10 protein-coding genes and 2 pseudogenes are annotated in these 11,732 nt (G+C 67.6%); 6 read left to right on the top strand and 6 right to left on the bottom strand.

What is annotated here, in order from left to right; all coding sequences use genetic code 11:
• Window positions 1–14 precede the first annotated feature (14 nt).
• On the bottom strand, window positions 15–1,124 hold the full coding sequence (locus SF06_RS16870) for a WD40/YVTN/BNR-like repeat-containing protein (RefSeq protein WP_051587315.1): 1,110 nt from the start codon (window positions 1,122–1,124) through the stop codon (window positions 15–17).
• A 928-nt stretch (window positions 1,125–2,052) separates the two neighbouring features.
• On the opposite strand from SF06_RS16870, the pseudogene SF06_RS19100 reads away from it, so the two are divergent.
• Window positions 2,053–2,205: pseudogene (locus tag SF06_RS19100) on the top strand (HAMP domain-containing protein); the annotation flags it as partial.
• A gap of 132 nt (window positions 2,206–2,337) precedes the next feature.
• The gene (locus tag SF06_RS19105; RefSeq protein ID WP_413786115.1) at window positions 2,338–3,066 is read left to right on the top strand and encodes a methyl-accepting chemotaxis protein; all 729 of its coding nucleotides are present in this window, start codon (window positions 2,338–2,340) and stop codon (window positions 3,064–3,066) included.
• A 128-nt stretch (window positions 3,067–3,194) separates the two neighbouring features.
• Here SF06_RS19105 and SF06_RS16880 read toward each other — a convergent pair whose 3' ends face one another.
• The gene (locus SF06_RS16880; RefSeq protein ID WP_027589153.1) at window positions 3,195–3,659 is read right to left on the bottom strand and encodes a MarR family winged helix-turn-helix transcriptional regulator; all 465 of its coding nucleotides are present in this window, start codon (window positions 3,657–3,659) and stop codon (window positions 3,195–3,197) included.
• A gap of 135 nt (window positions 3,660–3,794) precedes the next feature.
• On the opposite strand from SF06_RS16880, the gene SF06_RS16885 reads away from it, so the two are divergent.
• The 4 genes from SF06_RS16885 (at window position 3,795) to SF06_RS16900 (ending at window position 8,880) form a co-directional block, all read left to right on the top strand.
• Window positions 3,795–5,564: an N-acetylglutaminylglutamine amidotransferase gene (locus tag SF06_RS16885; protein WP_039562765.1), complete on the top strand. Its 1,770-nt coding sequence runs from the start codon at window positions 3,795–3,797 to the stop codon at window positions 5,562–5,564.
• 44 nt (window positions 5,565–5,608) lie between these two features.
• Entirely contained in the window at window positions 5,609–7,360 is a 1,752-nt protein-coding gene (gene ngg / locus SF06_RS16890; RefSeq protein WP_039562766.1) for an N-acetylglutaminylglutamine synthetase, read from the top strand.
• A gap of 24 nt (window positions 7,361–7,384) precedes the next feature.
• Window positions 7,385–8,578: an osmoprotectant NAGGN system M42 family peptidase gene (locus SF06_RS16895; RefSeq protein WP_039562767.1), complete on the top strand. Its 1,194-nt coding sequence runs from the start codon at window positions 7,385–7,387 to the stop codon at window positions 8,576–8,578.
• Window positions 8,579–8,649: 71 nt separating this feature from the next.
• On the top strand, window positions 8,650–8,880 hold the full coding sequence (locus SF06_RS16900; RefSeq protein WP_027589157.1) for a YheU family protein: 231 nt from the start codon (window positions 8,650–8,652) through the stop codon (window positions 8,878–8,880).
• A 53-nt stretch (window positions 8,881–8,933) separates the two neighbouring features.
• Here SF06_RS16900 and SF06_RS16905 read toward each other — a convergent pair whose 3' ends face one another.
• The 4 genes and pseudogenes from SF06_RS16905 to SF06_RS18800 all read right to left on the bottom strand — a co-directional run.
• Window positions 8,934–9,356, bottom strand: a complete 423-nt coding sequence (locus SF06_RS16905; RefSeq protein WP_027589158.1) for a hypothetical protein — start codon at window positions 9,354–9,356, stop codon at window positions 8,934–8,936.
• Window positions 9,357–9,421: 65 nt separating this feature from the next.
• Complete coding sequence (locus SF06_RS16910; RefSeq protein WP_027589159.1) at window positions 9,422–10,573, bottom strand: MFS transporter; 1,152 nt, start codon at window positions 10,571–10,573, stop codon at window positions 9,422–9,424.
• A gap of 65 nt (window positions 10,574–10,638) precedes the next feature.
• Entirely contained in the window at window positions 10,639–11,445 is an 807-nt protein-coding gene (locus SF06_RS16915; RefSeq protein WP_039562768.1) for an SDR family oxidoreductase, read from the bottom strand.
• A gap of 184 nt (window positions 11,446–11,629) precedes the next feature.
• Window positions 11,630–11,732 (bottom strand): annotated as a pseudogene (locus SF06_RS18800) (IS110 family transposase); the annotation flags it as partial.

The following is an 11,732-nucleotide window of genomic DNA, read 5'->3' on the forward strand; positions in this document are numbered from 1 at the left end:
GTGAATACTCGCTCTTATTGTTGTTTGGCGGCGGGCGTGCCGGCGACCGGCCTGTCGGCAATCTGCTCGGCGGTGAGGCCGGTGGCATGGATGCCGCCCTGGCCGACCAGCACCAGGCGTCCGGCGCTGTCATCGGCGACCGAGGAGAGCGACTGGCGATCCGGGCGGTTGAATACCGTGAAGCTGCGCCCGTCATCCACGCTGGACAGCACGCTGCCGCCATGCCCGACCAGCACCAGGGTGCCATCGCCTTGCAGGGTGCCGCCGTTGAGGCCGAACACCAGCTCGCCGGCAGCGCTGCGCAGCGAAACGGCGCGCCAGGTGTCGCCGAAGTCGGCGGAGCGATACAGGTTGCCGCGCAGGCCGTAGATCAGCAGGGTGTCGTTGCGGGCGGTGCCCAGGGCGCCGAACAGGGTGCCTTCATAGGGGCTTTCCAGGCGCTCCCAGCTCTGGCCCCAGTCGGCGGAGCGGAACAGTGCGCCCATTTCGCCGACGATTACCAGGCCAGCGTTCTTGACCGCCGCGATGCCGTTGAGGTGCTGGCCGTCCTCGTTGTCGAGACGGTCGCTGACGTCGTCCCAGCTACGGCCGCCGTTACGGGTTTCCAGCAGCGCGCCGTAGGCGCCCACGGCGAGCCCGTACTGACGGTCACGGAACCAGATGTCCAGTAACGGCGATTCGCGCTCGCGGTCCTCGAACTGCTGCACCCAGGTGGCGCCGCCGTCCTGGGTGGCGAGGATCAGGGCGTCATGGCCGACGGCCCAGCCGTACTGCTCATCGACGAAGGTGACGGCAGTCAGCAGCTGGCGGGTCGGCACGCGGGCCTGGATCCAGTTGCGGCCGCTGTCGTCGGAATAGAGGATGTGGCCCCGCTCGCCGACGGCCACCAGGCGCTTGCCGGCGTGGGCGATGTCCAGGACGAGGCCCTGCACGGCCTTGGGGGATTCGATGGAATACTGCACGACATCATCCTGCGCCTGGGCAGGGATGGCGGCCAGCGGCAGGCCGGCGAGAATACCGCACAGGGCGAGCACTGAGCGCAGCGACAGGAATGACGAGACTGTCGGCCGCCGGGGGGAATACCCGCACGAACCCGCCTGTGTGCGCCGTTTGGGCTCACTCATGGACCTTTCTCCTTATTGTTATTGTGGGCCAGCCCTCTGTCGGGGATGGTCGTCGGTATCCTAGACAGCGCCGCAAAGCGCTGACAATCGACTGATCGTTATGTTTTGTAAGCCTGTGCGCAGAGTGTTCCACGGCGTGACGCGCATCGTCCCCGCGCGTACATCCGGCTGCAATGGCCATTGGTTTAATATCATCGACCGCCGAGAACATCGAAGCTGTTCAAGCCCTCGGCATCGCTGCCGATAAGCCATCTGATCGGCCCGGTTCGCCACCCAAGACCTTCTCCTCCAGGCCGGCGGGCCCGGAGATTCAAGGAGCACCATGAGCAACGCCGTCAAACATCAGATGTCCGTGCAGACCAAGATCAACCTGGCCATGGTGCTGGTGCTGGGTCTGCTCATGCTGGCTTCGCTGATTTACTCCGCGAACAACGAGCGCAACCTGATCCAGCAGGTGATGGAGCAGCGCACCCGCGACACCGCCGACACCTACTTCGATTTCATCAACACCAGCATGCTCACCGGGACCATGGCGCAGCGCGGCATCCTGCGCGACAAGATCCTCGCCAGCCCGGGCATCATCGAGGCGCGCATCATCCGCGACGAGGAGATCAACAAGGTCTTCGGTCCCGGCTTCGATCACCAGGCGCCCGCCGATGAATTCGACCGTCGCGCCCTGAACGGCGAGGCGATCATGGAAATCACCGAGACCGACAAGGGTCGGGTGCTGACCGTGGTCAACCCGATCCATGCGCAGAAGGATTATCGCGGCACCAACTGCCTGATGTGCCACCAGGTGCCGGAAGATGCCGTGGTGGGTGCGGTGCGCATCAGCTACGACCTCTCCAAGCTGGACGCCCAGGTGGATCGCAACATCCTGGTTTCCGCGCTGATCCAGCTGCTGCTGCTGGTCGCCGGGCTATGGATCATGATCTGGACCGTGCGCCGGGTGATCATCCGCCGCATCGTCGACATGCGTCACACCATGGAAGCCATGACCCGCGACGAGGACCTGAGCCGCAGCGTGGAGGTGAAGACCGTCGACGAGATCGGCGCCATGGGTCATGCCTTCAACCAGATGATCGGCAAGTTCCGCCAGAGCCTGGGTGCGGTGGCCGGGGTGACCAGCCAGCTGGGCGAGGTCTCCGGACGGGTGTCGCAGGTGTCCGAAAAGACCCTTGGCGCCGTCAACGAACAGCGCAGCGAAACCGACATGGTGGCCTCGGCCATGAACGAGATGAGCGCCACCGTGCAGGAAGTGGCCAGCAACGCCACCCAGACCGCCGCCGCCTCGCGCAGCGCCGAGGACGAGTCGCGCAACGGCGTGCAGGTGGCCGACGAGGCGCTCAAGGGCATCGAGGCGCTGATCCGCGAGATCGAGAAGGCCGCCGGGGTGATCCGTCAGGTGGAGAGCCACAGCGACAACATCGGCGCGGTGGTCGGCGTGATCAAGGGCATTGCCGAGCAGACCAACCTGCTGGCCCTCAACGCGGCCATCGAGGCGGCGCGGGCCGGCGAGGCCGGTCGCGGTTTCGCCGTGGTGGCGGATGAAGTACGCACCCTGGCCTCGCGCACGCAGAAGTCCACCGAAGAGATCCAGACCATGATCGAGCGCCTGCAGGAAGGCGTGGACGACGCGGTGGACGCGATGGAAGGCGCGCAGGACAAGGCGCGCAGCGGCGCCGAACAGGTCAGTCGCGCGGCCGAGAGCCTGGGGCGCATCGCCAGCGAGGTCACCACCATCAACGACATGAACGCCCAGGTGGCCACCGCGGCCGAGGAGCAGAGTGCCGTAGCCGAGGAGATCAACCGCAATATCATCTCCATCAGCCGCAGCGCCGACGCCACCTCCCACGAGGCCAGCCAGAGCGCACAGATCAGCGACGAACTGGTGCGCCTGGCCACGGAGCTCAACCGTCTGGTAGCGCGCTTCAAGCTCTGAGGCCAGCTGGCCACTAGCGCGGTCGGCCGCCACTGGGTGCAGCGCCGCACCCCATGGCGGCCAACGCGTCGCGTTGACCGCCCTTCGATTGCCAGGTGCAACGCCGGCCCCTCGACGCCAACGCGCCCCTATTCCTCCTCTTCCGGCGCCTCGAACAGGTCGGCGGCGCGCAGCAGGCCTGCCAGCAGCGCGTGGCGCTGCCATTCCTCCAGCTCCGCAAACCGTTCCAGCACATGCGCCGGCAGCAGTGACGGCGCCTCGGCCAGCGCCGCCCGCCCCGCCGGTTCCAGGCGCAGCCAGTGCCGGCGGCGGTCCTGCTCGTCGCGCGTGCGGCTGACCAGCCCGCGCCCTTCCAGGCGCTCCAGCACCCCGGACAAGGTCGCAGCCGACAAGCTGACGCAACGCGACAACTGGCTGGCGGTCAACTGATCCCGTACCGCCAGTGTCTGCAGGATCAGCAGTTGCAGAGGGGTCATCCCGCCGTAGCGCGACAGCCGCTTGGCATGCACCTCGGCCGCCTGCTGCAGGCGCCGCAAGGCCTGGTAGATGGACACCGCATAGCCATCATCGAGGGCCTTATTAGTTTCAGTCATAACTATATTTACCCACTAACCCAGACCTTATCAGACCAATAGACCAGAATAAGGTTTGACATGAAAGTATTTTTCTTGCTTAGGTAAAAAGGAACCTCAACCCACCCCATACCCCAACGGAGAACCGGTAAGGTCATGTGTGGCATCGCAGGAGAACTACGTTTCGATGGGCAGCCGGCGGATCTCGCCGCCCTCGCCCGTATCACCCACCACCTCGCCCCGCGCGGTCCCGACGCGTGCGGCTTCCACAGCCAGGGGCCACTGGGCTTCGGCCATCGCCGCCTGAAGATCATGGACCTCGACGAGGCGTCCGGACAGCCCATGAGTGCACCGGACCTGGGCCTGTCGATGGTGTTCAACGGCGCCATCTACAACTACCCCGAACTGCGCTCCGAGCTGGAAAGCCTCGGTTACCAGTTCTTTTCCGGTGGCGACACCGAAGTGCTGCTCAAGGGCTACCACGCCTGGGGCGAAGCCCTGCTGCCGAAGCTCAACGGCATGTTCGCCTTCGCCATCTGGGAGCGTGACCGCCAGCGGCTGTTCATCGCCCGGGATCGCCTGGGCGTCAAGCCGCTATACCTGTCGCGCACCGGCGCGCGCCTGCGCTTCGCCTCGACCCTGCCGGCGCTGCTGCAGGGCGGCGACATCGACACCGCCATCAACCCGGTCGCCCTCAACCATTACCTGAGCTTCCACGCCGTGGTGCCGGCGCCGCACACCCTGCTCAAGGGGGTGGAAAAGCTGCCGCCGGCCAGCTGGATGCGCATCGATGCCCAGGGCAACTGCGAGCAGCACACCTGGTGGCAGCTCGACTACGGCCCGCACGAGGCCGAACGCAGCTTCGCCCTCGAAGACTGGCGCGATCGCGTGCTGGACAGCCTGCGCGACGCCGTCGCGGTGCGCCAGCGCGCCGCCGTGGACGTCGGCGTGCTGCTCTCCGGCGGCGTGGACTCCAGCATGCTGGTGGCGCTGCTGCGCGAGGTCGGCGTGGAGCGCCTCTCGACCTTCTCCATCGGCTTCGCGGATGCCGGCGGCGAGCGCGGCGACGAGTTCGTCTACTCGGACCTGATCGCCCAGCGCTTCGCCACCGATCATCACCAGTTGCGCATCCAGGAAGCGGAGATCCTCAGCGAGCTGCCGGCGGCCTTCCGCGCCATGAGCGAGCCGATGGTCAGCCATGACTGCATCGCCTTCTACCTGCTGTCCCGCGAGGTGGCGAAGCACTGCAAGGTGGTGCAGAGCGGCCAGGGCGCCGACGAGCTGTTCGCCGGCTACCACTGGTACCCGCAGGTGAACGGTGCCAGCGATCCGCTGGACGCCTACCTGCGCGCCTTCCGCGACCGCGATTTCGACGAGTACCGCGCCACCGTGCTGCCGGCCTGGGTCAGCCGCGACTTCTCCGCCGAGTTCGTCGCCGCACATTTCGCCGCCGCCGGCGCCAGCGAGGCGGTGGACAAGGCGCTTCGCCTGGACAGCACCGTGATGCTGGTCGACGACCCGGTCAAGCGCGTCGACAACATGACCATGGCCTGGGGCCTGGAGGCGCGCACGCCGTTCCTCGACTACCGGCTGGTGGAACTGTCGGCACGTATCCCGGCGCGTTTCAAGCTGCCCGACGGCGGCAAGCATGTGCTCAAGGAAGCGGCGCGCAAGGTCATTCCCGCCGAGGTGATCGACCGTCCCAAGGGCTACTTCCCGGTGCCCGGCCTCAAGCACCTGGACGGCGCCACCCTGGACTGGGTGCGCAGCCTGCTGCTGGACCCCGGCCAGGATCGCGGCCTGTTCGATACCCGCATGCTGGATCGCCTGCTCAGCGACCCCGAGGGACAACTCACCCCGCTACGCGGCTCCAAGCTCTGGCAGCTGGCCGCCCTGAATCTGTGGCTCAGTGAACAAGGACTGTAAACGTGACCTCGATGACACCCCCGCCGAACGGCAGGAGACGCCCCATGTCCAAGTCTTCCTCCCATGGTCAGTACGAACAGCGTCTGCAGCGTGGCCAGGCGCCCTCCTACCAGCGCCTGCAGGCGCGCCTGGCCGAGGAAGGCCAGGGCGAGGTCGGTGTTCCGCAGATCCTGCAATGCGGCTGGGGGCGCCTGCTGCTCGGCCACACCTTCCCGGACGCCGAAGGCCTGGCCAGTGAGCTGCTCAAGGAAAATCCCGGCGAGCGCGACATCGCCCTCTATGTGGAGGCGCCACAGCAGGTGCTGTCCTACGCGCCGCAGCAGCTGTTCCTCGACCCCTCGGACACCCTGCGCCTGTGGTTTTCCGACTACCGCCCGGCGCGGCGCAGCTTCCGCGGTTTCCAGATCCGCCGGGTGCAGAGCGACGCCGACTGGCAGGCGGTCAACCGCCTGTACCAGACGCGCAGCATGCTGACCGTCGACCCGCAGCGCCTGACCCCGCGCGCCGAGGGCGGCCCGGTGTACTGGCTGGCCGAGGACACCGACACCGGCCAGGCGCTGGGCACGGTGATGGGCCTCAACCACCAGGAGGTGTTCCAGGACCCGGAGCGCGGCAGCAGCCTGTGGTGCCTGGCGGTCGATCCGCAGTGCCCGCGACCGGGGGTCGGCGAGGCGCTGGTGCGCCACCTGATCGAGCATTTCCAGTCGCGCAGCCTGGCCTGGATGGACCTCTCGGTGCTGCACGACAACCAGCAGGCCAAGGCGCTGTACGCCAAGCTGGGCTTTCGCAACCTGCCCACCTTCGCGGTCAAGCGGCGCAACAGCATCAACCAGGCCCTGTACCTGGGGCGCGGTCCGCAGGATGAGCTCAACCCCTACGCGCGCATCATCGTCGACGAGGCCCTGCGCCGCGGCATCGAGGTGCAGGTGGACGACGCCGAGGCCGGGTTGTTCACCCTCAGCCACGGTGGGCGGCGCATCCGCTGCCGGGAGTCGCTCAGCGACCTGACCAGCGCGGTGAGCATGACCCTCTGCCAGGACAAGCGCCTGACCCACCGCTGCCTGCGCAAGGCCGGGCTGTTCCTGCCCGCCCAGCAACTGGCCGGCAGCGCCGAGGACAACGCCGCGTTTCTCGCCGAGCACCGGCGTGTGGTGGTCAAGCCGCTGAACGGCGAACAGGGCCAGGGCGTGGCGGTCGACCTGCGCAACGAAGAGGAACTGGAACAGGCCATCGCCGCTGCCCGCGTCTTCGACAGCCGCGTGCTGCTGGAAAGCTTCCATGAAGGCCGGGACCTGCGCGTGCTGGTCATCGGTTTCGAGGTAGTGGCCGCCGCGCTACGCCATCCCGCCGAGGTGATCGGCGACGGCCAGCGCAGCATCCGCGCGCTGATCGAGGCGCAGAGCCGGCGCCGCCAGGCTGCCACCGGCGGCGAAAGCCGCATTCCGCTGGACGAGGAAACCCAGCGCACCCTGCTCAACGCCGGCTTCGACTACGACAGCGTGCTGCCGAACGGCCAGCACCTGGCCGTGCGGCGCACCGCCAACCTGCACACCGGCGGCATCCTCGAGGACGTCACCGCGCACTTGCACCCGGCGCTCGCCGAAGCCGCCGTGCAGGCGGCACGCGCCCTGGACATCCCGGTGGTCGGCGTGGACCTGCTGGTCACCGCCGCCGACCAGCCGGACTACGTGTTCATCGAGGCCAACGAGCGCGCCGGACTGGCCAACCACGAACCGCAACCGACCGCCGAACGCTTCATCGACCTGCTGTTCCCGCTCAGCCAGACGCAGGGCTGAGGCGTCGCGCGCCAAGGAGTCATCATGTCCCATCCCCTGCCCGACCCGGATACGGCCTACCTGCGCCAGGTGCTGCTGGAGATGCTCGCCATCCCCAGCCCCACCGGCTTTACCGATACCCTCGTGCGCTATGTCGCCGAGCGCCTGGACGAACTGGGCATTCCCTACGAGCTGACCCGGCGCGGCACCGTGCGCGCCACCCTCAAGGGCCGGCTGAACAGCCCGGATCGCGCGATTTCCGCGCACCTGGACACCATTGGCGCCAGCGTGCGCGAGATCAAGGACAACGGCCGCCTGTGCCTGGCGCCGGTGGGCTGCTGGTCGAGCCGCTTCGCCGAAGGCAGCCGGGTGAGCCTGTTCACCGATGGCGGGGTGATACGCGGCAGTGTGCTGCCGCTGATGGCTTCCGGGCACGCCTTCAACACCGAGGTGGACAGCCTGCCGGTGAGCTGGGACCACATCGAGCTGCGCCTGGACACCCTGGCCGCCAGCCGCGCGGAAGTGGAAGCGCTGGGCGTGCGGATCGGCGATGTGGTGGCCTTCGATCCGCTGCCGGAGTTCAGCGAAAGTGGCCACCTCAGCGCCCGGCACCTGGACGACAAGGCCGGCGTCGCCGCCCTGCTCACCGCCCTGAAGATGGTGGTGGACAGCGGCATCGAGCCGCCCATCGACTGCCACCCGCTGTTCACCATCACCGAGGAAATCGGCTCCGGCGCGGCGGCCGCCCTGCCCTGGGATGTCAGTGAGTTCGTCGGCGTGGACATCGCCCCGGTGGCGCCGGGGCAGAGCTCCAGCGAACACGCGGTGACCGTGGCCATGCAGGATTCCGGCGGCCCCTACGACTATCACCTGTCACGCCACCTGCTGCGCCTGGCCGAACAACAGGACATCCCGGTGCGCCGCGACCTGTTCCGCTACTACCACAGCGACGCCCAGTCGGCGATCGCCGCCGGCCACGACATTCGCACCGCGCTGCTGGCGTTCGGCTGCGACGCCACCCACGGCTACGAACGCACCCACCGCGACAGCCTGCTGGCGCTGACCCGGCTGATCGCTGCCTATGTGATCAGCCCGCCGGTGTTCGCCAGCGACGCCAAGCCGGCCCAGGCCTCGCTGGAGCCCTTCAGCCACCAGCTCGAGCACGAAACCCAGATGGAACCGGAAACCCGCGTGCCGGCGGTGGACAGCCTGGTGAGCTGCGGCAAGGACAAGGGCTGAGGAACGGGAGGGCGGGCTTTGCATTCGTCCGCCCGCCCACTAGCATGGCGGCCGCATTCCGGAGAGCCTTTATGCTGATTCCCCACGACCTGATCGAAGCCGAGACCCTGACCCGCCTGCTGGAAGACTTCGTCACCCGCGAAGGTACCGACAACGGCGACGACACCCCGCTGGACACCCGCGTCGCCCGCGCCCGCCGCGCCCTGGAAAAGGGCCAGGCGGTCATCGTCTTCGACCCGGACAGCCAGCAGTGCCAGCTGGCCCTGCGCGAGGAGGTGCCGAAGGAGTGGCTGGAGGAATAACGGGGGCTGGGTGCAGGGCGACGGCGGCCAGATAAGCGGGCCCGCACAGACCCTCAGATCCGCGCGCCCTCGCGCTCCCAGGCACAGCGCATGCGCAGCTCGCCCTGGCGGGGACTGTGCAAGCCGCTTTCCGACTCCCAGTGAAAGGTGTGGGTGCCGCTCAGCTCGGTTTCCAGGTGCACCACCGCGCTGCTCCAGTACAGCCGCCGCAGCAGCTCTTCGAACTGCGCGACCCACAGCTTCCATTCGTACTCGATGCCGGGATAGCTGGCGCCGAAATGGATCACCTGGGTCTGGAACAGACCGGCCCCGGGCTGCTCGCAACAGGAGAACATCTCCCGACCCAGGAAGCTCCATTGCTCATCCGGCAGCTCGGCCAGCATGCGGCGATTGTGGGCCTGGCGCACTTCGGCGCCCAGCGGGTCGGTGGCCGGCCAGCCACGAATGCAGCCATAGACGATGGATTCGGCTTGCACGGATCAATCTCTATCCAGAGAAACGGTCTGGGCGGGGAAGCTAGCACAGGGGCGCGCAGGACGCATCAGCCGCGCCGGCGCAGCGCCAGGGTCACCAGCAGCATGACCGCGGCCATCAACGCCAGCACCGTGAACGGCAGCCGGTAGCTGCCGGACAGGTCACGCAACAGGCCCACCAGCAGCGGCATCACACAGGCCAGGGTGTAGCCGACCGACAGCATCATCGCCGTCCAGCGGCTGACCTCCAGCGGCGAGTTCACCTCGTACATGGGCAGGATCAGCGCCAGCGCGAACGAACTCGACAGCGCGATGCCGAGCAAGGCCGCCGTCAGTTCGGGCTGGAAGGCCGGCGCCAGCGCGATCAGTGACAGGCACAGCAGCGCCAGCGTGGAGCAGCCACCCAGCAGCAGCGGCCGGCTCACGCCCCGGTGCGCCAGCCAGGGCACCAGGAATGAACAGGGCATGCCGGCCAGCATGAACAGGCTGAGCAGGCCGTTGCTGCGCATCGCCCCTAGACCGGCCTCGCCGTAACGCGCCACCAGCCAGGTGCTCAGCGCATAGAACAACCCCGACTGCAGGGCAAAGAAGGCCGTGATCAGCCAGGCGCGCGGCACCGTCCATGGCAGTCCACCGGTTGGCACCAGCCCGGGCGGCTCGCTGCGGTTGGGCAGGCGCAGCCATAACAATGCGGCCAGCAGCGCCGGCAGGGCCCAGAAGGCCAGCGCCAGCGGCCAGCGGTCGGCGAAACCGTGGGTCAGTGGCTGGGTCAGCACCACGCCGGCGGCGCCGCCCATGGACATGCTCAGGGAAAACCAGCCGATGGCCGCGCCCAGGCCCTGGGCGAAGTGACGCTTGATGAAGCCGGACATCAGCGGACCGGCCACGGCGATGCCGATGCCGACCAGCGCGGCGCTGCCGATCAGCACCAGGCTGGAAGTGGCGGCCAGGCGCAGCGACAGCGCCAGGGCGATCAACAGCAGGCAACCGAGCAGGGTGCGTTCCAGCCCAACGCGCTGCGCCAGGCGGGGCGCCAGCGGCGCCAGCAGGCCCATGAACATCACCGGCAGCACAGTGGTCAGGCTGATGCTGGCGCGACTCAGCGCCAGCTCGGTGGCGATGCGTTCGATCAGCGGCGCCAGCGAGGTGATGCCGGGTCGCAGGTTCAGCGCGGCCACGACCAGCGCCAGCAGCAGCAACAGGCGGGAGGGAGAACGCATGCGGAAACATCCGGAACGGTTGACCAGCCGGGCACCCTACACAGGCGCCCGCCGGCCGGCAAGCGTCATGCCCCGCGCTTGGCGCGCATCTTCTCGGTCATGGCGATCATCTGCTGGTAGATCACCTCCGGGTTCTGCCGCTTGATCGCCCAGGCCATGCGCCCCTGTTCGTGAGGCAGGATCATGAAGGTGCCCTTGGCGACTTCCGCGAAGATGTAGTCGGCGATGTCCGCCGCGCTGATCGGCGAGCTGTCCAGCAGCTTGCCCACCTGCGCCTTCATGGCCGGGTCCGGGCCGCGAAAGGAATCCAGCAGGTTGGTCTGGAAGAACGACGGGCAGACCACATGCACGTCGATGCCCTGCGGCTTGAGTTCCACCAGCAGGCTTTCCGAGAGCGCCACCACGCCGGCCTTGGCCACGTTGTAGTTGCTCATCGCCGGCGCCTGCATCAGCGCGGCCAGCGAGGCGATGTTGATGATGCGCCCCTGGCTGCGCTCGAGCAGCGGCAGGAAGGCCTTGCAGCCCTTGATCACGCCCATCAGGTTGATCGACAGCTGCCAGTCCCAGTCCTCCAGCGACAGGTCGCTGAAGAAGCCGCCGGAAGCCACGCCGGCGTTGTTGACCACCACATCGATGCCGCCCAGACGCGTCTCGCAGGCCTGGGCGAAGGCGGTGAGCTGGCTGTAGTCGCGCACGTCACAGCGCTGGGTGAAGCCATCGCCGCCCGCCTCGCGCACCAGGGCCAGGGTTGCTTCCAGGCCGTCCGGGTTGATGTCTCCCAGCGCGAGTTGCCAACCCTCGCGGGCCCAGCGAAGCGCGATTTCCCGGCCCAGTCCAGAACCGGCGCCGGTGATCATGATGCGGTTGTGCATAGCGGTATCGCCCTTCTTGTTGTTGTGCCGTGCCGGAGTCTAATCCGCTCGCCGGCAGCCGATGGGCGTTATCAGGGGGGTGAATGAATGCGGAAAAGCTCGCGAATGAAAATTCGCTCCCACGGGGTCCAGGAGCCGCACTTGCCTTATTTGTGGGAGATTCTATGTTGCCCTGCAAGCGCTTTTAGGCAGTTCGAGGGATGTAATCCTCCCGCTTCTTCATCAGGGCAAAGGCGATCCTGGCCAGCTTGCGGGCCAGGATCACCAGCGCCTGGGTCTTCCTCATC

It is taken from the genome of Pseudomonas flexibilis (assembly GCF_000802425.1).
GTDB lineage: Bacteria > Pseudomonadota > Gammaproteobacteria > Pseudomonadales > Pseudomonadaceae > Serpens > Serpens flexibilis.